General features: G+C 55.4%; 25 protein-coding genes. 21 read left to right on the top strand and 4 right to left on the bottom strand.

Annotation, left to right across the window (positions count from 1 at the left end):
- Positions 1 to 25: 25 nt before the first annotated feature.
- From cobA to RT613_RS01335, 9 genes are all read left to right on the top strand, one after another.
- The gene (cobA, locus tag RT613_RS01375) at positions 26 to 814 is read left to right on the top strand and encodes a uroporphyrinogen-III C-methyltransferase (protein ID WP_313612367.1); all 789 of its coding nucleotides are present in this window, start codon (positions 26 to 28) and stop codon (positions 812 to 814) included.
- Entirely contained in the window at positions 811 to 2,124 is a 1,314-nt protein-coding gene (locus RT613_RS01370; protein ID WP_313612366.1) for a cobyrinate a,c-diamide synthase, read from the top strand. Before cobA ends, RT613_RS01370 begins: the two co-directional genes overlap by 4 nt.
- A gap of 96 nt (positions 2,125 to 2,220) precedes the next feature.
- Entirely contained in the window at positions 2,221 to 3,753 is a 1,533-nt protein-coding gene (locus RT613_RS01365) for an acyl-CoA carboxylase subunit beta (protein WP_313612364.1), read from the top strand.
- Positions 3,754 to 3,843: 90 nt separating this feature from the next.
- Entirely contained in the window at positions 3,844 to 4,755 is a 912-nt protein-coding gene (gene yghU, locus RT613_RS01360; RefSeq protein WP_275643409.1) for a glutathione-dependent disulfide-bond oxidoreductase, read from the top strand.
- Between the two features lie 11 nt (positions 4,756 to 4,766).
- Complete coding sequence (locus tag RT613_RS01355; protein WP_313612362.1) at positions 4,767 to 5,144, top strand: hypothetical protein; 378 nt, start codon at positions 4,767 to 4,769, stop codon at positions 5,142 to 5,144.
- A gap of 34 nt (positions 5,145 to 5,178) precedes the next feature.
- Positions 5,179 to 5,715, top strand: coding sequence for an RNA 2'-phosphotransferase (locus RT613_RS01350; RefSeq protein WP_313612360.1), 537 nt, complete (start codon positions 5,179 to 5,181; stop codon positions 5,713 to 5,715).
- Positions 5,716 to 5,743: 28 nt separating this feature from the next.
- Positions 5,744 to 7,747 (top strand): acetyl/propionyl/methylcrotonyl-CoA carboxylase subunit alpha, encoded by a 2,004-nt coding sequence (locus RT613_RS01345; RefSeq protein ID WP_313612359.1) that lies wholly within the window; start codon positions 5,744 to 5,746, stop codon positions 7,745 to 7,747.
- Between the two features lie 72 nt (positions 7,748 to 7,819).
- On the top strand, positions 7,820 to 9,961 hold the full coding sequence (gene scpA / locus RT613_RS01340) for a methylmalonyl-CoA mutase (RefSeq protein ID WP_313612358.1): 2,142 nt from the start codon (positions 7,820 to 7,822) through the stop codon (positions 9,959 to 9,961).
- 120 nt (positions 9,962 to 10,081) lie between these two features.
- Complete coding sequence (locus tag RT613_RS01335) at positions 10,082 to 11,275, top strand: cytochrome-c peroxidase (RefSeq protein WP_313612356.1); 1,194 nt, start codon at positions 10,082 to 10,084, stop codon at positions 11,273 to 11,275.
- 57 nt (positions 11,276 to 11,332) lie between these two features.
- Here RT613_RS01335 and leuB read toward each other — a convergent pair whose 3' ends face one another.
- The 3 genes from leuB to RT613_RS01320 form a co-directional block, all read right to left on the bottom strand.
- Positions 11,333 to 12,445, bottom strand: a complete 1,113-nt coding sequence (leuB, locus tag RT613_RS01330) for a 3-isopropylmalate dehydrogenase (protein WP_313612354.1) — start codon at positions 12,443 to 12,445, stop codon at positions 11,333 to 11,335.
- A 230-nt stretch (positions 12,446 to 12,675) separates the two neighbouring features.
- Positions 12,676 to 13,281, bottom strand: a complete 606-nt coding sequence (leuD, locus tag RT613_RS01325) for a 3-isopropylmalate dehydratase small subunit (RefSeq protein ID WP_313612352.1) — start codon at positions 13,279 to 13,281, stop codon at positions 12,676 to 12,678.
- A gap of 165 nt (positions 13,282 to 13,446) precedes the next feature.
- The gene (locus RT613_RS01320; protein WP_313612350.1) at positions 13,447 to 13,683 is read right to left on the bottom strand and encodes a hypothetical protein; all 237 of its coding nucleotides are present in this window, start codon (positions 13,681 to 13,683) and stop codon (positions 13,447 to 13,449) included.
- Positions 13,684 to 13,794: 111 nt separating this feature from the next.
- On the opposite strand from RT613_RS01320, the gene RT613_RS01315 reads away from it, so the two are divergent.
- Positions 13,795 to 14,706: a CoA ester lyase gene (locus RT613_RS01315; RefSeq protein ID WP_313612348.1), complete on the top strand. Its 912-nt coding sequence runs from the start codon at positions 13,795 to 13,797 to the stop codon at positions 14,704 to 14,706.
- Positions 14,703 to 14,909 (top strand): DUF1737 domain-containing protein, encoded by a 207-nt coding sequence (locus RT613_RS01310; RefSeq protein WP_259148994.1) that lies wholly within the window; start codon positions 14,703 to 14,705, stop codon positions 14,907 to 14,909. Before RT613_RS01315 ends, RT613_RS01310 begins: the two co-directional genes overlap by 4 nt.
- A 10-nt stretch (positions 14,910 to 14,919) precedes the next feature.
- Here RT613_RS01310 and RT613_RS01305 read toward each other — a convergent pair whose 3' ends face one another.
- Complete coding sequence (locus tag RT613_RS01305; protein WP_313612346.1) at positions 14,920 to 15,360, bottom strand: metallopeptidase family protein; 441 nt, start codon at positions 15,358 to 15,360, stop codon at positions 14,920 to 14,922.
- Between the two features lie 333 nt (positions 15,361 to 15,693).
- On the opposite strand from RT613_RS01305, the gene rplU reads away from it, so the two are divergent.
- The 10 genes from rplU to rlmH all read left to right on the top strand — a co-directional run bounded on the left by rplU (position 15,694) and on the right by rlmH (position 23,140).
- Positions 15,694 to 16,008 carry a 50S ribosomal protein L21 gene (gene rplU / locus RT613_RS01300; protein ID WP_313612344.1) on the top strand — a complete coding sequence of 105 codons (315 nt, stop codon included), beginning with the start codon at positions 15,694 to 15,696 and terminating at the stop codon, positions 16,006 to 16,008.
- A gap of 41 nt (positions 16,009 to 16,049) precedes the next feature.
- Positions 16,050 to 16,319 (top strand): 50S ribosomal protein L27, encoded by a 270-nt coding sequence (gene rpmA / locus RT613_RS01295; protein ID WP_313612342.1) that lies wholly within the window; start codon positions 16,050 to 16,052, stop codon positions 16,317 to 16,319.
- Positions 16,320 to 16,447: 128 nt separating this feature from the next.
- Positions 16,448 to 17,083 carry a GNAT family N-acetyltransferase gene (locus tag RT613_RS01290; RefSeq protein ID WP_313612340.1) on the top strand — a complete coding sequence of 212 codons (636 nt, stop codon included), beginning with the start codon at positions 16,448 to 16,450 and terminating at the stop codon, positions 17,081 to 17,083.
- Complete coding sequence (locus tag RT613_RS01285; RefSeq protein ID WP_313612338.1) at positions 17,080 to 17,673, top strand: GNAT family N-acetyltransferase; 594 nt, start codon at positions 17,080 to 17,082, stop codon at positions 17,671 to 17,673. The genes RT613_RS01290 and RT613_RS01285 overlap by 4 nt, the downstream gene beginning before the upstream one ends.
- Positions 17,674 to 17,818: 145 nt before the next feature.
- Positions 17,819 to 18,889, top strand: coding sequence for a GTPase ObgE (obgE, locus tag RT613_RS01280; protein WP_313612337.1), 1,071 nt, complete (start codon positions 17,819 to 17,821; stop codon positions 18,887 to 18,889).
- On the top strand, positions 18,886 to 20,055 hold the full coding sequence (gene proB, locus RT613_RS01275) for a glutamate 5-kinase (protein WP_313612335.1): 1,170 nt from the start codon (positions 18,886 to 18,888) through the stop codon (positions 20,053 to 20,055). Before obgE ends, proB begins: the two co-directional genes overlap by 4 nt.
- Entirely contained in the window at positions 20,048 to 21,334 is a 1,287-nt protein-coding gene (locus RT613_RS01270) for a glutamate-5-semialdehyde dehydrogenase (RefSeq protein ID WP_313612334.1), read from the top strand. Before proB ends, RT613_RS01270 begins: the two co-directional genes overlap by 8 nt.
- A complete protein-coding gene (locus RT613_RS01265; RefSeq protein WP_313612332.1) occupies positions 21,309 to 21,962 on the top strand; it encodes a nicotinate-nucleotide adenylyltransferase in 654 nt (217 codons plus the stop codon). The genes RT613_RS01270 and RT613_RS01265 overlap by 26 nt, the downstream gene beginning before the upstream one ends.
- A 102-nt stretch (positions 21,963 to 22,064) precedes the next feature.
- The gene (gene rsfS / locus RT613_RS01260) at positions 22,065 to 22,496 is read left to right on the top strand and encodes a ribosome silencing factor (RefSeq protein ID WP_313612330.1); all 432 of its coding nucleotides are present in this window, start codon (positions 22,065 to 22,067) and stop codon (positions 22,494 to 22,496) included.
- 161 nt (positions 22,497 to 22,657) lie between these two features.
- Positions 22,658 to 23,140 (top strand): 23S rRNA (pseudouridine(1915)-N(3))-methyltransferase RlmH, encoded by a 483-nt coding sequence (gene rlmH / locus RT613_RS01255; RefSeq protein ID WP_192490532.1) that lies wholly within the window; start codon positions 22,658 to 22,660, stop codon positions 23,138 to 23,140.
- Positions 23,141 to 23,181 lie beyond the last annotated feature (41 nt).

Genomic DNA, 23,181 nt, shown 5'->3' with positions numbered 1-23,181 from the left:
CATCGTTAAACAGCAAGTAAAGACAATGACGACAGCCGAAATTCTCAACAGCATCATGTCCACCGGTCCGGTTCTTGAACACGGTCATGTGTGGCTGGCCGGTGCCGGTCCAGGTGACCCGCGTTATCTGACGCTGGAGGTGGTTGCTGCCCTGGGGCAGGCCGATATCGTTGTGCGGGATGCTCTGGTCAGTGATGAGGTTCTCAAACTTGCGCCGCAGGCCGAGATTGTGTTTGCCGGCAAACGCGGTGGTAAACCATCTGCCGTGCAGGATGACATTACTGCATCGCTGATTGATTTTGCGCGTCAGGGCAAAAAGGTGCTGCGCCTCAAGGGCGGTGATCCCTTTGTGTTCGGTCGTGGTGGCGAAGAAGCGGAAGCTCTGGTTGCAGCAGCCATTCCATTCAGAGTTCTTCCAGGTATGACTTCATCGCTTGCTGCGCTTGCATCCGCCTATATTCCCGTCACCATGCGTGGCATTAGCCGGGCCATCACACTGGCCACCGGGCATGCGGCTGGCACTGACGATGACGTTGACTGGCTGGCCTTGGCCAAAACCAATGAGCCTATCGTTGTTTATATGGGGCTGAAGAACATCGAAACGATAACGTCCCTGCTGATGCAGGGTGGACGAGCGCCTGAAACGCCTGTCGCCGTCATCATGTCTGCGACCACACCGCAGGAGAGGATTTTCATCGGCCAGTTGCAGAACATTGCCGAGGATGCCAAGCGCGAACAGTTTGAAGCGCCTGCCCTGATCGTCATCGGTGACATTGTTTCCATGCGCCCACGTCTGGGAGTGGCGGATCAATGAGTGCTCGTGCCATTATTATTGGTGCTCCACGTTCCGGTTCGGGCAAGACCAGCGTCACCATTGGCCTGCTGCGCGCTTTTGCACGACGTGGTGTGAAGGTGCGTGGCATCAAGACGGGTCCCGATTACATTGATCCGGGCTTTCATGCGGTTGCGACCGGCACACCTGGTCTTAATCTGGACAGTTGGGCCATGCAGCCAGACCTGTTGCGTCATATGTTTGCTGAACAGGCAGATGGTGCCGAACTGCTGTTGATTGAAAGCGCCATGGGCCTGTTTGACGGCATTCCGGTGGCTGAAAACCGCACCGGCTCTGCCGCGGATCTGGCACGGCTGTTTGGCATTCCGGTGTTGCTGGTGCTTGATGTCTCTGGTCAATCACAGACGGCAGCTGCAATCGCCCACGGCTTTGCCCATTATGATCCTGACGTCAAAATGTCTGCTGTTGTGCTGAACCGTGCAGGCAGTGAACGGCATCGCACTCTGTGCACGGAGGCCATTGAAAAAATCGGCTTGCCTGTTGTCGGATGCGTCTTGCGCGATCCGTCACTGGTGTTGCCGGAACGACATTTGGGGCTGGTGCAGGCCAGCGAGCACCCGGAAATCGACGCTCATATCGAGAACCTGGCCGATGCGATGGAAAAGTCGCTTGATCTTGATGCGGTGATGGCGCTTGCCGCACCCGTCAGTCTTGATAGTGGTTCACGTGAAACAGCAATTGCCCCGCCAGGCCAACGTATCGCGTTGGCGCAGGACGCCGCCTTTACCTTCCTCTATCCACATCTCGACAAACATTGGCGGGCAACAGGTGCCGAAATCATTCCGTTTTCACCGCTGGCCGATCAAGGCCCACGGGATGATTGTGATGTCTGCTGGTTGCCGGGTGGATATCCGGAACTGCATGCCGCAACGCTTGGTACTGCTGCAAACTTCAAGGCAGGCCTCTCACGTTTTGCTGAAAGCAAACCGGTTCACGGCGAGTGCGGTGGCTACATGGTTCTGGGAGAGGCGTTGGAGGATGCGCAGGGTGTTACCCATGCCATGACCGGTCTTCTGTCGCATTCGACCAGCTTTGCCAAACGCAAGATGAATCTGGGTTACCGCCAGGCGACAATCTCCGTCGATGGTCCTCTCGGTGTGGCCGGTGAGGTATTGCGTGGTCATGAGTTTCACTACGCCAGGGTGACTGAACCCGGCAATGATGCGTCCTTTGCGGAGATCGCCGATGGTCAGGGGCGGCCACTTGGTCTTTCCGGCGGTCGGCGCGGCCATGTCACGGGCACATTTTTCCACGCCATCGCCAAGGGCTGAAATTTGCGGTCGAGGATTTAATCCTTGCGACTTTTGGCTGAATAGCCTCCCTTGTCAGTCTGTCATAAGGTTGATTTGGTGATTGGGGGAGGAGCAATGCCGTCAGTTCTTGAGGAATTGCAGGAACGTCGTGCCGAGGCGCGTCTCGGTGGCGGGCAGAAGCGTATCGATGCGCAACATGCCAAAGGCAAGCTGACGGCACGCGAGCGCATTGATGTGCTGCTTGATGAGGGCTCTTTCGAAGAATACGACATGTACGTCACCCACCGTGCGGTGGATTTTGGCATGGAAAACCAGAAGATTGCCGGTGATGGTGTCGTGACCGGTTGGGGAACCATCAACGGGCGTCAGGTCTATGTGTTCGCGCAGGATTTTACCGTTCTGGGCGGCTCGCTTTCTGAAACCCATGCGCAGAAAATCTGCAAGATCATGGATATGGCGGTGCGCAATGGTGCACCGATCATCGGCCTCAATGACAGTGGCGGTGCCCGCATTCAGGAAGGTGTTGCCTCGCTTGGCGGTTATGCGGAAGTCTTCAAGCGCAACGTCATTGCCTCGGGCGTCGTGCCGCAGATCTCCGTCATCATGGGGCCATGTGCAGGCGGTGCGGTCTATTCGCCCGCCATGACAGATTTCATTTTCATCGTGCGCGACACCTCCTATATGTTCGTGACCGGGCCGGATGTGGTGAAAACCGTCACCAATGAAATTGTCACGGCTGAGGAACTGGGCGGAGCCGGAACCCATACAAAAAAATCTTCCGTTGCCGATGGCGCCTATGACAACGACATCGAGACACTGGAACAGGTGCGGTTGCTGTTTGATTTTCTGCCGGCCAATAACCGTGAGAAAGCGCCGGTAAGACCGCATTTCGATGATCCTGCACGGCTTGAAATGCGGCTCGATACGCTGGTGCCAGACAATTCGGCCAAACCTTACGATATGAAGGAACTGATCCACGCATTGGCAGATGAAGGCGATTTTTTCGAACTTCAGGAAGCCTTTGCCAAAAACATCATCACTGGTTTTATCAGGCTTGAGGGGCAGACCGTGGGCGTGGTCGCCAACCAGCCGATGGTGCTGGCGGGCTGCCTCGATATTGATTCCTCACGTAAGGCTGCACGTTTCGTGCGCTTTTGTGATGCTTTCAATATTCCATTGCTGACGCTGGTCGATGTGCCCGGTTTTCTCCCTGGTACGGCACAGGAATACGGCGGTGTCATCAAGCATGGCGCAAAACTGCTCTATGCCTATTCCGAGGCAACGGTGCCGATGGTGACGCTGATTACCCGCAAGGCCTATGGCGGTGCCTATGATGTGATGGCATCAAAACATATTGGTGCAGATATCAATTACGCCTGGCCAACGGCTGAAATTGCGGTGATGGGCGCCAAGGGGGCAACGGAAATTCTCTATCGCTCCGAATTGGCTGATCCCGAGAAAATTGCGGCGCGCACCAGGGAATATGAAGAGCGTTTCGCCAATCCCTTTGTGGCGGCGGAGCGTGGTTTCATCGACGAGGTCATCATGCCGCATTCTTCTCGCCGTCGCATTGCCCGGGCTTTTGCGTCACTGCGTGGCAAGCAGGTGGACGTACGGTGGAAAAAACACGATACAATTCCGTTATAGGGGCAGAAATGCTTTGGAGGCCTTACTATATTGCTTCCGGGTCATTCCGGTTTTCCGGATGCGCCATTTCAGGAACAAGGACACATTTTGATGACCGAGAGATCTCCCGCGAATAACTTCCCCGCTGGTTATGAAGCCCCGAAAGTCTGGGAATGGGAAACGGGCAATGGTGGCCAGTTTGCCAGTATCAACCGCCCAACCGCAGGCGCGCAGAAACAGAAAGAATTGCCGGTCGGCAAACATCCGTTGCAGCTTTATTCCCTGGCGACACCCAACGGCCAGAAGGTCGGCATCATGCTGGAAGAGCTGCTCGCGGCAGGCCACACCGGTGCTGAATATGATGCCTGGCTGATCAAGATCGGCGAAGGCGAGCAGTTCGGTTCGGGCTTTGTCGAGGTTAATCCAAACTCCAAAATTCCGGCGCTGATGGATCATTCGACACCGGAACCAACCCGTGTTTTCGAATCCGGTTCGATCCTTGTCTACCTTGCTGAAAAGTTTGGTGCCTTCCTGCCGAAGGATCTGAAAGCCCGTACGGAAACCATGAACTGGCTGTTCTGGCAGATGGGTTCTGCACCATTTGTTGGTGGTGGCTTTGGCCATTTTTATGCCTATGCCCCGATCCATATCAAATATGCCATCGACCGTTATGCGATGGAAACCAAGCGCCAGATGGACGTTCTTGACCAGCACCTGGCCAACAACAAATTTGTCGCCGGTGATGAATACACCATCGCGGACATGGCGATCTGGCCGTGGTATGGCAAGCTGGCTCTCGACCAGTCCTACCCCAATGCCGGAACCTTCCTCGACACCGGCATCTATAAAAACGTCAAACGCTGGGCTGACGAGATTGCCGCGCGTCCAGCGGTAAAACGGGGTTGCATGGTCAACAAGACGTCCGGCGACCCATCTGAACAATTGCATGAGCGCCATGATGCCTCTGACTTCGATACGAAGACACAGGACAAGATTGGCCAGAATTCGTCTGCAAAGGCGTAAGGAGAATACCCATGGCAAACCTGCCCGACATGACAAAACACCGTGGTTTCCCATCCGGCATGCCGGGCACTGGCGTTCAATTCACGATACGCCGCGCCAATCCGAAAGGGGTAACGCCAATCAAGGCGTTACCACGCCGGGCTCGTCCCGATACGAAGGAACACCGCATCGATGCGGCCTTCCTGCATGCCCTCTGGCATCACTTTGGCTCAGAGCCATTCGAACGCGGCAATCTCGATGCGGCGCGCATCAACCTGCTCTTCGGACGTGAGGTGATCGCTGCTGAAAAGAATTTCGACCCGCTCTCTTACGAGGCGATGTTGCAGATCAACGAAAAGGTAGCGCGGCAGAGTTTTCCGGAGTCCTTCGACGACGTTTTCGAGGTTTGATACCGCATCATTTTCCGCAAGGATTCAAACTGCAATGTCGGCAAGCACCAGCAAATTTCTGAGTTACGTTTTGCGCCACGCACCTGAGAGCATTGGCTTGGCCTTGGATGGACAAGGCTGGGCGGATGTCGGCGATTTGCTGGAAAAGGCAAATGCAGCAGGCATGCCGCTTGATGGTGTAACGCTGCGCCAAATTGTTGCGGAAAGTGACAAGAAACGTTTCACGCTTTCGGATGATGGTCTGCGTATTCGCGCAGCTCAGGGTCATTCTGTCACCGTTGATCTCGGAAAATCACCTGTTGAGCCGCCACCTCAACTCTTCCATGGCACGGCGACGCGTTTTCGCGACGCCATCATGCGTGAGGGGTTACGTTCCGGCATCCGCCAACAGGTCCATCTGTCGGCCGACGACGTCACTGCGAAGGCGGTTGGCCAGCGGCATGGCAAGCCAGCAATTTTGAGTGTTGATGCCGCTGCAATGTTTGCTGCCGGGCATCAATTTTACCAGGCAGACAATGGAGTCTGGCTAATTGACGCGGTTCCCGCCGAGTATCTGACATTGATTGATTGACCGTTATGCCGTTGGGAGGCGGTGACACATGATATCCAAAATCCTCATTGCCAATCGTGGTGAAATTGCCTGCCGCGTTATTCGCACGGCAAAGAGCATGGGGATTGCGACTGTCGCGGTTTATTCCGATGCGGATGCCAATGCACTGCATGTAAAGCTGGCTGATGAGGCGGTGCATATTGGACCTGCGCCATCAAACCAGTCCTACATCGTTATCGACAAAATTCTTGAAGCAATCCGCAAAACCGGTGCCGATGCGGTGCATCCCGGTTACGGATTTTTGTCTGAAAATGCCGCCTTTGCGGAGGCGCTGCAAAAGGCTGGTGTGACCTTTATCGGTCCGCCGGTCGGTGCCATCGAGGCGATGGGCGACAAGATCACCTCCAAGAAGCTTGCGGCCAAGGCAGGCGTTTCAACCGTACCAGGGCATATGGATCTGATCGTCGATGCCGATGAAGCGGTCAGGATTGCTGCGCAAATCGGTTATCCGGTGATGATCAAGGCTTCGGCCGGTGGCGGCGGCAAGGGCATGCGTATTGCCTGGAATGACCAGGAAACCCGCGAAGGTTTCCAGTCGTCGAAAAACGAAGCCAAATCCTCCTTTGGTGATGACCGCATCTTTATCGAAAAATTCGTCACCGAACCGCGGCATATCGAAATTCAGGTGCTTGGCGATCAGCATGGCAATCTGATTTATCTGGGCGAGCGCGAATGTTCGATACAGCGCCGAAACCAGAAGGTTATTGAAGAGGCCCCCTCGCCGTTTCTGGATGTGGCAACACGCAAGGCGATGGGCGAACAGGCCGTGGCGTTGGCCCAAGCCGTCGGTTATTTTTCTGCTGGCACGGTCGAATTCATCGTTGATGGGCTACGTAATTTCTATTTCCTTGAAATGAATACCCGGCTGCAGGTTGAACATCCGGTGACGGAATTGATCACCGGTATCGATCTTGTCGAACAGATGATCCGCGTCGCAGCGGGCGAAAAACTCACCTTTGAACAGGATGATGTGGTTCTCAACGGGTGGGCGATGGAAAGCCGGATTTACGCCGAAGACCCCTATCGTAATTTCCTGCCGTCCATAGGCAGGCTTTCCCGCTATCGGCCACCGGCCGAAGGGCAGCACGAAACGGGTGTGATTATCCGCAACGACACCGGCGTGTTCGAAGGCGGCGAGATTTCCATGTATTACGATCCGATGATTGCGAAGCTCTGCACCTGGGCGCCTGATCGTGTCAGCGCTATTGATGCCATGGCTCAGGCGCTGGACAAGTTCGAGGTCGACGGCATCGGCCACAACCTGCCCTTCCTGTCAGCGGTGATGCAGAAACCACGTTTTCGCGATGGAAATCTGACGACAGGTTTTATTGCCGAGGAATTTCCGGACGGGTTTCACGGCGTTGAGCCGGATTCTGAAGGTTTAAACACGTTGGTAGCGATGGCCGCCGTCATCCATCAACGTCTGCAAAATCGTGCAGCAGCTATCTCAGGATCTCTTGGCGGTCATCACAAAGTCATTCGTTCCGATTGGGTTGTTTCCCTTGCCGGGCAGGAAAGGCACATTGTCCTGTCAGCAAGTGATGATGGCGATGTCATAGAGATCGACAAGCAGCAAAATCTGCATGTTACCACTGACTGGTTGCCGGGTAGAACTCTCGGCGCCTTTACCATTGATGGCGAGGTTCTATTTGCCAAGGTGGATGTTGCCGGCACCGCCATTCGTCTGCGCTGGTGGGGAATGGATGTGCTTGCCAAGGTCCGATCTCCGCGTGTCGCCGAACTTGCCCGCTTGATGCCGGTCAAGGTGCCACCTGACACTTCGAAAATGCTGCTCTGCCCAATGCCTGGTGTCATTACCTCTGTTCTGGTGGCTGCGGGCGATGACGTGGAGGCCGGACAGGCACTCGCCACCGTTGAAGCCATGAAGATGGAAAATGTGCTGCGGGCTGAAAAACGCGGGCGCATTTCGAGCGTTGCCGCAAAAACCGGCCAAAGCCTGAGTGTTGACGAAATCATACTGGAATTTGAGTGAGGACATCGCGGCTGGAACCCAATCCGGTCAGCGTGGTTTTCTATGGGTGAATGACGGTAAAGGGAGAGATTGATGCCGGTGGACAAGACAGTGAAGGACTGGGAAGCACTTGCCGAGAAGGAAGTGAAAGCCCCCGCAGAGACACTCGTCTGGCACACTCCTGAAGGCATCGATATCAAGCCGCTTTACACCGCGCAGGACATTGAAGGCATCGATCACCTCGATACTTTACCTGGATTCAAACCCTTTGTGCGTGGACCCCGCGCCACCATGTATGCCGGTCGTCCCTGGACCATCCGCCAATATGCTGGTTTTTCTACAGCGGAAGAATCCAACGCTTTTTACAAACGTAATCTGGCCGCAGGCCAAAAAGGTCTGTCGGTTGCCTTCGATCTGGCAACCCACCGCGGTTATGACAGTGATCATCCGCGTGTGGAAGGCGATGTCGGCAAGGCCGGTGTCGCTATCGACAGTGTCGAGGACATGAAGATCCTGTTTGACGGCATTCCGCTCAAAGACATGTCTGTTTCCATGACCATGAATGGTGCCGTCATTCCCATTCTTGCCAACTTCATCGTTGCGGGGGAAGAACAGGGCTGTACGCGCGCCGAACTGTCCGGCACCATCCAGAATGACATTCTCAAAGAATTCATGGTGCGCAATACCTATATCTACCCGCCTGAGCCGTCGATGCGGATCATTGCCGATATTATCGAATATACCGCGAAAGAGATGCCGCGCTTCAATTCGATATCGATATCCGGCTACCATATGCAGGAGGCGGGCGCGACGCTGGTGCAGGAGCTGGCCTTCACTTTGGCTGATGGTCGGCAATATGTGCGCGCCGCCATCGCCAAAGGTTTGAATGTTGATGACTTCGCCGGTCGGTTGTCGTTCTTTTTTGCCATTGGCATGAATTTCTTCATGGAGGCGGCCAAGCTACGCGCTGCACGGCTGTTGTGGTCGCGGATCATGGAGGAGTTTGAACCTCAAAAACCGTCTTCCCTGATGCTGCGTACCCATTGTCAAACATCGGGTGTGTCCTTGCAGGAGCAGGATCCCTACAACAACGTCATCCGCACGGCCTATGAAGCGCTGTCAGCAGCGCTTGGCGGCACGCAATCGCTGCACACCAATGCGCTGGATGAGGCGATTGCCCTGCCGACTGATTTTTCAGCCCGCATTGCCCGCAACACCCAGCTCATTTTGCAGCACGAAACGGGGGTGACCAAGGTCATCGATCCGCTGGCCGGCTCCTATTATGTTGAAAGCCTGACCAGCGAACTGGCGGAAAAAGCCTGGGCGCTCATCGAAGAGGTCGAAGAGCTTGGCGGCATGACCAAGGCGGTTTCCGATGGTTTGCCCAAGCGGCTTATTGAGGAGGCGGCAACGCGCAAACAGGCGGCGATCGACCGTGGTGAAGAGGTCATTGTCGGGGTCAATCGTTTCCGGCTCGAAAATGAAGAGCCCATTGATATTCTTGAAATCGACAACAGCGCGGTTCGCAATGCGCAGATCAAGCGGTTGGAAAAAGTACGTCAGCAACGCGACCCCAAAAAGCTCGAACAGACCTTGGTTCGCCTCTCAGACATTGCCAAATCCGGACAGGGCAATCTGCTGGAAGCGGCTGTCGAGGCTGCCCGCGCCCGCGCAACGGTTGGTGAAATTTCCGATGCCATGCGTGCCGTTTTCGGTGACCATTCGGCGGTGCCTGACGTGGTCGGCAATGTATATGGCGCCGCCTATGGCGATGATCCGGAATATGCCACCTTGCAGGGGCGGCTGACGGAGCTTGCCGGGTCTTTGAAGGTGCAGCCAAGGATCATGGTCGCCAAACTGGGGCAGGACGGGCATGATCGCGGGGCGAAAATTATCGCCTCAGCCTTTGGTGACATCGGCTTCAAGGTTTTCGCAGGTCCGCTGTTCCAGACACCGGAAGAGGCAGCTGATCTTGCCATTGAAAACAAGGTACATGTGGTTGGCATGTCGTCGCTTGCCGCTGGTCACAAGACCCTTGCTCCACAGCTGGTTGAAGCCCTGAAGGCCAAGGGAGCGACTGACGTGATTGTCGTGGTTGGTGGTGTTATCCCGCGTCAGGATTACCAATATTTGTTGGACCATGGTGTCTCGGCAGTGTTTGGGCCAGGCACCCATGTGCTTGAAGCGGCACGCGCCGTTCTTGATCTGATGCAGGGACGTTTGCGCAATGCTTGACGGATATCCCTGTTGCCGCTGCTGCAAAACTGGAAGGAAAAAAGAAAGTTTGTAGCGCTCGGCCGGATTGAAGTGATATAGGTCAACAATAATGCGTCATTACGCTGTTATTGAAAGACCATGTGTAAGATTACTTCCCGTCTTGTTGTTGCCAGTGTGGCGCTGCTCGCGTCTGCGAATGGTGGTCTGTTGTTGTCTCCTGCCCATGGCGGTGAACACTACGCCACGATGGAAAAGTTGGGTGAGGCGTTGTTCAACGACCCCAACCTTTCGCATAATCGCAGTCAGGCATGCTCCACCTGCCATATGCAGGGCTTTGGTCTGGTGGATGTCAGGGAAAATGAAGGTGCTGGCCAGGCTGTTTCACTTGGCGACAATGGCAGTTCGCTTGGTGATCGTAATGCCCCAACCGCATCCTATGCCAAACTGTCTCCACCGTTCAGCAGGAACGAAGCGGGAGAATATTTTGGCGGTCAGTTCTGGGATGGTCGCGCCTCGCACCTTGAGGATCAAGCGGCAGGTCCACCCTTAAATCCGGTGGAAATGGGCATGGCTGACAAGTCAACCGTGGTCGGGCGCCTGAAGGAAAATCCAGATTATGTCGCAGCATTTGGCACGCAATTCGGAAACAAGGTTTTTGATAATCCTGATGATGCCTATGATGCCATGACAAAGGCATTGGCCGCCTTTGAACGTACCGACGAATTTGCACCGTTCGATTCCAAATATGATCGCTATCTGCGCGGTGAAGAAAAACTGACCGATCAGGAGGAGCTCGGCCGGGTGCTGTTTTTCTCCAGGCAGTTCACCAATTGCAATCTCTGCCATGAGGTCAATGGACCGAATGGCATTGAAAAAGGCCTGTTCACCAACCACAAATATTTCAACATCGGTGTGCCGGAAAACACCGCCGTGCGCAAAGCCAATGGCTCCAAAGTGGGTACCGTTGACACAGGTCTGGCGCAGAACCCGGCCGTGAGTGATCCCGATGCGCAACGCGGCAAGTTCAAGGTGCCAACGCTCCGCAACGTCGCCGTAACCGGACCTTACATGCATAATGGCGTGTTCAAGGACCTGCGCACCGTTGTGCTGTTTTACGTCAAATATAATAGCAAGAAAAAAAGCCGGCAGATCAATCCGGAAAGCGGTGAAGTGTGGGCCGCACCAGAAGTGCCTGAAAACATTGCCATGACCGAGCTGACGTCTGGGCCGGCGCTGGATGACAAACGCGTTGATGCGCTTGTGGCCTTCATGAAAACGCTGACCGACAAACAATATGAGCATCTGTTACCCAAGGCCGGCGGAACCCAATAACAAACGGGCAGAGAAACATCGTTCCTCTGCCCGTTATTTTCAATTCGCTAGGCCAGATCAGGCAGACAGTGCCTTGAACTCTGCCAGAACCGCATCACCCATTTCAGACGTGCCAACCTGACGGCAACCTTCGTCCATGATGTCGGAGGTGCGAATGCCCTTTTCGAGAACGTTGGCAATGGCGGTTTCCAGACGGGTTGCCTCGTCGACCATGTTGAACGAATAACGCAGGCACATGGCGAAGGACGCGATCATGGCGATCGGGTTGGCAATGCCCTGACCGGCGATGTCAGGTGCCGAACCGTGCACCGGCTCGTACATGGCCTTGCGCTTGCCGGTTTTGGCATCTGGTGCACCAAGAGAGGCGGATGGCAGCATGCCCAGCGAACCGGTCAACATGGCCGCGACGTCGGACAGCATGTCGCCGAACAGGTTGTCGGTAACGATGACGTCAAACTGCTTTGGTTTGCGCACCAGCTGCATGCCGCCGGCATCTGCCAGCATGTGCTCCAGCTGCACGTCCTTGTATTTCGCCGCATGGGTTTCGGTGACGACCTGGTTCCACAACACGCCCGATTTCATGACGTTGCGCTTTTCCATCGAGCAAACGCGGTTGCCACGGGTGCGCGCCAGTTCAAACGCGACGCTGGCGATACGTTCGATTTCGAATGTGTCGTAGATCTGCGTGTCGATACCGCGCTTCTGACCGTTGCCGAGGTCGATGATCTGTTTTGGCTCACCAAAGTAGACGCCACCGGTCAATTCACGAACGATGAGAATGTCGAGACCTTCAACCAGCTCATGTTTGAGCGACGAGGCCGAAGCAAGAGCCGGGTAGCAAATGGCCGGGCGCAGATTTGCGAAAAGTTCGAGATCCTTGCGCAGACGCAGCAGACCAGCTTCAGGGCGCTGCTCGTATGGCACGCCATCCCATTTCGGACCACCCACGGCACCAAACAGGATTGCGTCTGCTGCCAGTGCCTTTTCCATATCCGCATCGGAAATCGCCACCCCATGCGCATCATAGGCCGAACCGCCCACAAGACCTTCCTCGATCTTGAAGCCGGTGTTCAGGGCGCTGTTCATGTGGTCGATCAGCTTGCGAACTTCGGCCATTGCCTCAGGACCAATGCCGTCGCCGGGCAGCAGAAACAGGGTGCGAACTGTCATGGTAACCTCTCCTTGGCGCATACCGGAAAACCGTAACGGGTTTTGCGATAACGGCATGCACAACATGAAAACCTCAATCCCCTCGGACAACGTTTCACGTGAGACGGTGAAGCAGTCCTATCGGGTCAGGGTGTCTTATCCCCGAGACGAGGGCATTTCAAGGAAAGCAAAAGCCGATTTGGTACGGATTACCGTGCCAAATCGGCTTCAAAGATCGGCATAAGGGATGTTTAGGCCCAGGGGCGCACGGATGCGTTGGTTTTTTCAAACGTATCGATGGCTGCGGAATGTTCCAGTGTCAGGCCGATGTCATCAAGGCCGTTCAGCATGCAATGACGCTTGAAGGCATCAATTTCAAAGCTGATTGTGCCACCATCAGGACCGCTGATCTGCTGGTTTTCCAGATCGACGCTGAGAACGGCGTTGGAGCCGCGCGATGCGTCGTCCAACAACTTTTCGAGATTTTCCGGGCTGACGATGATCGGCAGAATGCCGTTCTTGAAACAGTTGTTGTAGAAAATGTCGGCGAAGCTGGTCGAGATGACACAACGGATGCCGAAATCCAGCAGTGCCCATGGTGCGTGTTCGCGCGAGGAGCCGCAGCCGAAATTATCACCGGCAACAAGAATTTGCGCCTTCTGGTAGGCTGGCTTGTTCAGCACGAAATCCGGGTTTGGCGAACCATCTTCAAGGTAACGGGATTCCGCAAAAAGACCCTTCCCAAGACCGGTACGCTTGATGGTCTTGAGGTAATCCTTCGGGATAATCATGTCCGTGTCGACGTTAACGACCGGCATGGGTGCAGCAACACCCGTCAGCTTGGTGAACTTGTCCATCTCTCGCTCCAGCTTGGCTGTGTTCGCAAGGCAAATGTGCTTTTGCGCATGATAATGCCGCCAATAAAGCAATTCCAGCAAGATTTGAAGGGGAAACAGCTCATATGGCTCACGTCATTTCAAACCAGCGACGTAGCGCTGCTTTTCAGACGTGCTGTGCAACCATTAAAGGTCGATGATTGTGCCTTTGCCGTCGTTCCAGACGCGCATGTCACGCTGGTTGTCGTTGCGGCGCTTGACCGGAATTGGAGCCGGCTTCAGCTTGGCTGTCACCGCGCGGGTAAGGCTGATGAGCGCAAGCACACCAACGAATGCCACGGTAAGCGAAGCAGTAAAAACAGCGGCCAGCGCCAAAATTGCGATGCTGGAAGCCGCGATGACTAAAGTGCGGATGCCTTGCATAATTCAAAACCTTTCGTTCATCAGCAATGTGGGCGTAGTTTGCCTTGCTTGCAAGAGGATTCGACGCGAAGTGTGCTTGCGGATGCCATAAAACCTTGACACAAGTGCGGCATGAACAATTTTAAGCCGGAAAATACTGTCCGACCGCGCCGTTCGGTACTCTGCGTACCCGCCATTAATGACCGTGCACTGCAAAAATTACCGGATCTCGACTGTGATGCCGTGATTTTCGATCTGGAAGATTCTGTCGCTGTTGATGCCAAGCAGGCGGCGCGTGAGGCGCTGGAGCGGTTTTTTGAGAAAACGCCGCTTGTCGGGCGTGAAACCATTATCCGCATCAATTCTCTCGATAGCGCCTTTGGCTCTGATGATCTCCAGACTGTTTTGCGTTGCGGGCCAGACGCGGTCTTGTTGCCCAAGGTTGATCAGCCCTCGGACATCCATGATATCTCGGACATTCTCTCCGAAAAGGATGGCGCGGAGACCATGCGCATTTGGGCAATGATTGAAACGCCGCGCGGTGTCTTGAATGCGGCTGCTATTTCGGAGGCCGCCCATACGCCGGATTCGCGTTTGTCTGCCTTTGTGGTTGGCCTCAATGACCTGCGCAAGGAAACCGGTGTGCCAAATCTTCCCGGCCGCACCTATCTGGTGCCGTGGCTGATGCAGATCGTGCTGGCAGCCCGCGCCTATGGTCTTGATGTCATCGACAGTGTGTCCAATGATTTTCGAGATTTAAACGCCTATGCCCATGAATGTGAGCAGGGCCGTGCAATGGGTTTTGATGGCAAGATGCTGATCCATCCGGCTCAAATTGCTGCGGCTAACCAGCATTTTGCACCAAGCCCCGAGGCACTCGACGAAGCGCGCAGCATCGTTGATGCTTTTGCCGCGCCGGAAGCGGCTGGTCTGAACATAATCAACGCGAATGGTCGCATGATTGAGCGCCTGCATGTAACAGGTGCTGAAAAACTGTTGCGGATGGCGCAGGCCATCGATGCACGAAAGGCAGAAAATCCATGAAACTCTACCGTTTTATCACTGGTCCTGACGATGCTAAGTTTTGCCATCGCGTGACCGACGCGCTCAACAAGGGCTGGGAACTTGCCGGTTCTCCAACCTATGCCTTCAATGCCGCAACCGGTGTCATGCATTGCGGACAGCCGGTCACCAAGACCGTTGAGGGCAAGGACTACCACCCGGACATGAAGCTCGGTGAGCAATAATTAACGGCGTTTACCGCTCGGAAGCGGCTGCTTCGGCACTTTCCTCGATGCGTTCCATGTCGTCATCCGAAAGACCGAAATGGTGGCCGATTTCATGAATAAGGACATGGGTGATGATGTCACCCAGCGTCTCTTCATTTTCTGCCCAGTAATCCAGGATCGGCCGGCGGTAGAGGGTGATGCGATTTGGCATCTCACCGGTTTCCATGGTGAAGCGCTCGGTAATGCCCCTGCCCTCAAACAGTCCCAGAAGGTCGAAAGGCGTTTCAAGCGCCATGTCCTCGAACACTTCGTCGGTCGGAAAATCGGCGATTTCTATGATGAGATTGGTGGTCAGCGCACGGAATTCTTCCGGCAAATGGCCGTAGGCCTCGATAGCCAGCGATTCAAAGCTGGAAATTGTCGGTGCATGGCGGTCCCGCCAATCGTCTGTCTGGTCTATGCGGGCCATTTTTACTCCTTGCCTTGCCGCTCATATAGACGCTTGAAGCAGAAATTTCGAGGGCCGTTTGCAAGAACATGAAAAATCATAGCAAATGGCATGGCTGACAAGGGGTTTTGCGTGGTTTGTGCCTTGACAGATCAAAGGTGCTCAAGTATCTCGGCACGCGAATTGAAGGGGCGTAATGCGCCTTCTGTTTGCTTCTGCCTATTCGGGCAGGCTTCACCGGTGAGGATTTTGACGCCATATGGCTCAGGGTTTTCACTACTCCGACTGATAAAAAGACGGCCGGACACTTGGTTTCAAGTGATCAGAGCCGGAACGAACATGAAAGGATAAAAAATGTTCGCAGTCATCAAGACCGGCGGTAAGCAGTACCGCGTGGCCGCCAACGACGTACTGACCATCGAAAAGCTGGAAGTCGAAGCTGGCGCAACTGTAGAATTCACCGAAGTTCTCGTTATCGGCGAAGGCGCTGACGCAAAGTTCGGTGCACCCTTCGTAAAGGGCGCGACCGTCAAGGCTGAAGTTGTTGAACACAACCGCGGCAAGAAGGTTCTGTCCTTCAAGAAGCGTCGTCGTCAGAACTCGAAGCGTATTCGCGGTCATCGTCAGCATCACACTGTTGTTCGTATCACGGACATCGTTGCTGCCTAATCGGCGCGTCACGGGAAACTAGGTTTTAAAGGAGCACTCCAATGGCACACAAAAAAGCTGGCGGTTCATCGCGTAACGGTCGCGATTCGAATTCCAAGCGCCTTGGCGTAAAGAAGTTCGGCGGCGAAGCTGTCATTCCAGGCAACATTATCCTGCGCCAGCGTGGCACGCAGTGGCATCCGGGCGCCAATGTTGGCCTCGGCAAGGACCACACGATTTTTGCGCTGACCGCCGGTAACGTATCCTTCCGTACGAAGGCTAACGGCCGCGTATACGTGTCTGTGGCACCGAAAGCGGAAGCCGCGGAATAAGCCGGTAAGCGTTATATGCAGCCGGTGTCTCATCGACCCGGCTGACGCTTAAGGTTCAGTCAGAAAACAGGGGAGATGGGGCACTACCCATCTCCCCTTTTTCTTTATCCCAACAGGAGGACTGAACCATGCAGGATGAATTGATCAGGGTTGACCAGTCGCGGTCACCCGAAGAACGGCTGAGGCCGCAACGGTCAAGGACCGATTGCCCTGTCTTGTTATCGCAACGACTCGTTTTGCGCGCGCCACACGAAGAAGACATTGACGCCCTTGCCCATCTCGCCAACAACGCCAATATTGCGACCATGGTGTCGCGTATGCCGCACCCATATACGGCCAAAGATGCCGCTGATTTTGTGCGACGTACGAAAGCTGGCGAGATTGGCAAGTGCGTCTATGCGATTACCCGCATGGACAATGGCGAGTTTATGGGGTGCTGCGGTCTGGAGCCCGACCCGGATGATCCCGCAACCGTGGAACTTGGTTATTGGCTGGGTGAACCCTACTGGAACCAGGGCTATACCACGGAGGCAGCGCATGCCTTGATCGACATGGCGTTTCGCACCCGTGACATCGAATTCATCGATGCACGTTGCCGGGTCACCAATGTCGCATCGCGCCGTGTTATCCAGAAGTGCGGTTTCCAGTTCCAGAGTTCCGGCATGGTTGGCTCTCTGGCGCTTGGCGGCATGGTTCCGGTTGAATGGTTCCGGCTGGATCGCAAGACCTGGGTTTCTCTCAGAAGCTGGGGGGATATGCGATGACAAGCGCTGAACTGTTGCGAAGCCGACAGGTTGAGACGGCACCCCCTCCGGGCCCCTGCCCGACGATCCAGACGCGCCGGCTGGTGCTGCGTCCGCAGCGCCTTGCCGATGCGGGCAGCATTGCAGAATCGCTCAGCGATTTTGCGGTAACACGCATGCTGGCCAGAGTGCCTGCCCCCTATTACAGGCAGGATGCCCTGGAATGGCTGATCCTGCGGACCTCGGGCACGTTGCCGGACTGGGATTTCGCCATTACCTGCGATGACGATACCCTGATCGGTGTCGTGTCGGTGGAGTTCCGGCATGGTGAATGGCACCTCGGTTATTGGCTCAACCGCTTCTACTGGGGCAAGGGTTACATGAGCGAGGCGGTCAGCGGCGTCATCGAGCGGTTTTTCCGCCGCATGCCGGATGCAACGCTGCATTCCGGTGTGTTTGCTGACAACCCTGCCTCCTTGCGGGTGCAGGAGAAACTCGGTTTCCGGATTACCGGCTGCCATGAGACATATGCCGTGTCCCGTGCAGCCATGGTTCCCCATCTGGATACCGTGTTGCGCGTGGAGGATTTCGTGCCTGCACGACCGAGATAACCAGACATGAGGCCGGTTTCGTGCGAAGCCGGCCTTGTTTTACACGGCACTGCCCGTCACGATAATCTTTGACGTGCGGGCAAAGCGCCTATATTCCAAGCGACAAAAGCAATGTTGCGTAAACGGCTGACAGAACGGCACTACAATGAAATTTCTCGATGAAGCGAAAGTCTATATCAAGTCCGGTGATGGCGGTGCAGGTGCCGTATCCTTCCGGCGTGAAAAGTTCATTGAGTTCGGCGGCCCGGATGGCGGTGACGGCGGACGTGGCGGTGACGTCTGGGTGGAAGTGGTCAACGGTCTCAATACACTGATCGATTTCCGTTTCCAGCAGCATTTCAAGGCGTCGATCGGCCAGCACGGCATGGGCAAGACCCGTACCGGTGCCAAGGGTTCCGACGTAACGTTGAAAGTGCCGGTAGGTACGCAGATTTTTGAAGAAGACAATGAAACGCTGATTGCCGACCTGACCAAGGAAGGCCAGCGTTTCCGTCTGGCCGCCGGTGGTAATGGCGGTTTCGGCAATGCCTATTTCAAATCCTCGACCAATCAGGCTCCGACCTGGGCAAATCCTGGTCTGCCTGGCGAAGAAAAAACCATCTGGCTGCGTCTGAAGCTGATCGCTGATGCTGGTCTGGTCGGTTTGCCAAATGCCGGCAAGTCCACCTTCCTGGCAACAGTTACCCGTGCGCGTCCGAAGATTGCAAATTATCCCTTCACCACCCTGCACCCCAATCTTGGCGTTGCCACCATTGATGGCCGTGAATTCGTGCTGGCCGACATTCCGGGCTTGATTGAAGGCGCCCACGAAGGTGTTGGCATCGGTGATCGTTTCCTCGGTCACGTCGAGCGTACACGCGTATTGCTGCATCTGGTTTCGGCACAGGAAGAGAAAGTTGGCCAAGCTTACAAGACTGTCAAGGCTGAGCTTGAAGCCTATGGCGGCGGATTGACCGACAAGGCCGAGATTGTTGCGCTTTCGCAGATCGACGTTCTCGATGAAAAAGAACTGAAGAAAAAGGCGAAGGAGCTGGAGAAAGCCTGCGGACGTCCGCCGCTTCTCATCTCAGCCGCCACGCATTCCGGTATGACGGAAGTGCTGCGTTCCTTGCGTGATATTATCGTTTCTGCAGCAGGTGGTGAAACGGCGCTGCCAGACCGCTCCATGCCGATCAAGGATAACAGCGCTGAGGATGATGGAGACGACCGGTTATGAGCGCATCGCGCAAGCCTGTTTCAAGCCATCACCGCATCGTCATCAAGATCGGTTCTGCGCTGCTTGTCGACCGTAAGAGTGGCTTAAAAAAAGACTGGTTGGACGCGATTTGTGAGGACATTGCCGCGCTGAAAGCCAAAGGCGCGGATGTCCAGGTAGTATCATCGGGCGCTATCGCACTGGGACGAACAGTGCTTGGTTTGCCCTCCGGCGCATTGAAGCTGGAAGAAAGCCAGGCTGCGGCAGCCGTTGGCCAGATTGCTCTGGCCCGTGCATGGTCTGAAAGCCTTTCCCGGCATGACATCATTGCAGGTCAGATCTTGCTGACCTTGTCTGATACGGAAGAACGTCGGCGTTATCTCAATGCTCGTGCAACCATCAACCAGCTGCTCAAGATCGGCTCCATTCCGATCATCAACGAAAACGATACCGTTGCGACCACCGAAATCCGCTATGGCGACAATGATCGTCTGGCAGCACGTGTTGCAACAATGACCGGTGCCGATCTCCTGGTGCTGTTGTCGGATATTGACGGGCTTTATACAGCTCCGCCACATCTTGATCCCGACGCCAGGTTTCTCGAGAGTATTGCCGCCATCACGCCTGAAATCGAGGCAATGGCAGGTGGTGCAGCGTCTGAATTGTCGCGTGGCGGCATGCGCACCAAGATTGATGCTGGCAAGATTGCGACGGCTGCAGGCTGCGGCATGATTATCGCTTCCGGCAAGACACTGAATCCGCTTCGGGCCATCGATGCCGGGGCTCGGTCTTCGTGGTTTGCACCGTCCGGTACACCGGTGACGGCGCGCAAGACCTGGATTGCCGGGCAGTTGCAGCCCGCTGGCGAACTGCATGTTGATGCCGGTGCGCAGACCGCGTTGTATGCAGGCAAAAGTCTGCTGCCTGCCGGTGTTCGGCGTATCAGCGGTAATTTTGGACGTGGTGATGCCGTGGCCATCATCGGTGTGGATGGGCGCGAAATCGCCCGTGGCCTTGCCGGTTACGATGCCGAAGAAGCCCGTCAGATTACTGGACACAAGTCCTCGGAAATTGAAGCCATTCTGGGTTATGTCGGTCGTTCCGCCATGATCCATCGCGACGATCTGGTAATGACCGGCGCAAGTGTGACCGTAGCAGCCGTAAAAAAGGATGAAATCCATGCCTGAGCAGGCCGTGAGCCGTAGCCCTGATATTGATGGACTGATGAATACGATCGGTCTTCAGGCGAAAGCTGCTGCACGACCGCTTTCCGTGGCAACCACGGATCAGAAAAACCGTGCGTTGCTGGCTATGGCGTCTGCGATCGAGGCATCGAAAGACAAGATTCTGCAGGCCAATGCCAAAGACCTGGAGGCTGGTAAAAAGGCAGGCCTTGCTGCCTCCTTTATGGATCGCCTCACCCTTGATGACGCCCGTATTGCCGGGATTGCCGAGGGTATTCGTGCCATTGCCGGGCTTGCAGATCCTGTCGGCCAGGTCATTGCTGCCTGGGATCGCCCGAATGGTTTGCAGATCGAACGGGTTCGCACGCCGCTGGGTGTCATCGGCGTGATCTATGAAAGCCGTCCCAATGTGACAGCGGATGCTGGCGCGCTTTGCCTCAAGGCTGGCAACGCGGTTATCCTGCGTGGCGGTTCGGACTCGCTGCATTCCTCGCAGGCTATTCATGCCTGCCTGGTTGAAGGTTTGAAGATTGCCGGCCTGCCTGAACATGCCATCCAGCTTGTTCCGGTGGCGGACCGTGCAGCCGTTGGCGCGCTTTTGGGTGGCCTCAATGGTACGGTGGATGTGATTGTGCCTCGTGGCGGAAAAAGCCTTGTTTCACGGGTACAGACAGAGGCCCGAGTACCGGTTTTTGCGCATCTGGAAGGCATCTGCCACATCTACGTCGACAAGTCGGCTGATCTCGAAATGGCCAAGCGGATCGTTGTCAACGCCAAGATGCGCCGGACGGGCATTTGTGGTGCTGCCGAGACCCTGCTGGTCGACGAGGCCGTTGCTGCCACGCATCTGGAGCCGCTGGTCAAGGTTCTGCTGGAGGCTGGTTGTGAAGTTCGCGGCTCTGAAGCCGTTGAAAAGGCCGTTTCTGGCGTGAAAGCCGCCACGGAGGAAGACTGGCGCACCGAATATCTCGATGCGATCATCTCGGTCCGCCTGGTGGATGGAATTTCCGGTGCCATCGAACATATCAGCACCTATTCCTCCAATCACACCGAAGCGGTGATTGCCGAAGACGGTGCGGTTGTCGAACGGTTCTTCAACGAGATCGATTCGGCCATTCTGTTACACAATGCCTCGACACAGTTTGCCGATGGCGGTGAGTTTGGCATGGGTGCGGAAATCGGCATTGCCACGGGCAAGATGCATGCGCGTGGCCCTGTCGGGGTCGAGCAACTGACATCGTTCAAATATCGCGTGCATGGCACCGGGCAGATACGGACCTGATGTTTTGATCGCAGACCCTGTCAACCGGCGCTATCTGACCATGCCGCATGTGGAGCGCGGCATGGTGGTGGGCCTGTTTGGCGGGTCTTTCAACCCTCCGCATGGCGGGCATGCGCTTGTCGCGGAAATTGCCCTGCGTCGTTTGGGTCTTGATCAACTCTGGTGGATGGTAACCCCTGGTAACCCGCTCAAGAACCATAAGGAACTGGCACCACTTTCCGAGCGCATCAGTGCCTGTGAAAGACTGGTCCATGATCCGCGCATCAAGATCACAGCGTTTGAGAAGTCATTTGGTGTCAGCTACACCGCCAATACGCTCAAGAAGATCAAGGCGCGAAACCCCGGTGTGCGGTTCATCTGGATCATGGGGGCAGACAATCTAAAGAGTTTTCACCGCTGGCAGAAATGGCACGATATTGCCGGCACATTCCCGATTGCGGTTATCGACCGGCCGGGTGCCACCCTGTCCTATTTGTCGTCCACCATGGCGCAGGCCTACAGCCATGCGCGCGTCGATGAAGATGATGCCGGCGTGTTGTGGACCAAGCGCGCTCCGGCCTGGACCTTTGTCCACGGCCCCCGTTCCACCTTGAGTTCGACTGCACTGCGCAATTCAGTGAAGAGATAAAAGGTGATCTGAGCAATCCCTTGAAAACCGGTGGCTTTGATGCCACCTTCATAAGGCGGATCGAAAAAAGAATCGGTTCGTTTTGTGCCTGTTTTGTCATTTATGGAAAGGACACAACCTCTGACAACAGTACACGCCAAGGGAAGAGCATCCGTTGCTATCCCGAAGGGTCATGACAGCGGCGCCGATGCCGCCAGACTTGCCCTCGAAACCGTCATCGCCAGCCTCGATGACTCCAAGGCAGAAGATATCGTTACCTTGAATATTGCCGGGAAATCGGCGCTCGCGGACTACATGGTCGTAGTTTCCGGGCGATCGAGCAGGCATGTCTCGGCTATTTGTGAACACCTCATTTCAGACCTCAAGGATGATGGTTTCCGTAACTCCCGCGTAGAAGGGCTGGAAACCGGTGATTGGGTTCTGATCGACACGGGTGACATTATCGTGCATGTGTTTCGTCCGGAAATTCGTGTGTTCTACAACATCGAAAAGATGTGGGCGACGCCGGATATCGAGGAAGAAACGCTGCACTGAACGAAAGCTCCCTCTGAACTCGATTTCAGACCTGGAGGTTTCTTGAGTGTCGTCATCAGCGGCCGGACGATGGGCGTCTGGCCGGAAAAATTCCGCGGTCATGTCATTGTTCAGCGTTCTGACCCTTGCTACCGTTGATTATCAAACAATGTGGAGCGGGCATGCGGGTTGCGATTTTTGCGGTGGGGCGGCTCAAATCCGGTCCTGAGAAGGATCTTGCGTCGCGTTATCTCGACCGTTTTGCCAAAAGTGGGCCGGCGATCGGCCTTGAATTTTCGCGCGTGATCGAAGTTGCTGAAAGCCGTGCGTCAAACGCCGAAACCCGCAAGCGGGAAGAAGCAGCACTTCTTGAAAAACATCTGACAGACGGCGCAGCCCTCATCTTGCTGGATGAGCGGGGCAAAGCGCTTGATAGCCCGGCCTTTGCCGATGCCATCGGCAATCTGCGTGATGGCGGCAAAAGGGACCTGGTGATTGCCATCGGCGGTGCCGACGGTCTTGACCCTGCTCTTTATGAGAAGGCTTCTGCGGTATTGTGCCTCGGCAAACTCACCTGGCCACATCAACTGGTACGAATATTGATCGCCGAGCAGCTTTACCGGGCCGTCACCATTCTTTCGGGACATCCTTACCACAGGGTATGAAGAAACACGCCTTTGTGTTGCCTGAATGACAGGATGTAGTT

This window comes from Agrobacterium sp., from assembly GCF_032092815.1.
GTDB lineage: Bacteria > Pseudomonadota > Alphaproteobacteria > Rhizobiales > Rhizobiaceae > Agrobacterium.
The sequence above is the reverse complement of the archived record's forward strand: the minus strand, read 5'-3'. Positions and strand labels throughout refer to the sequence as shown.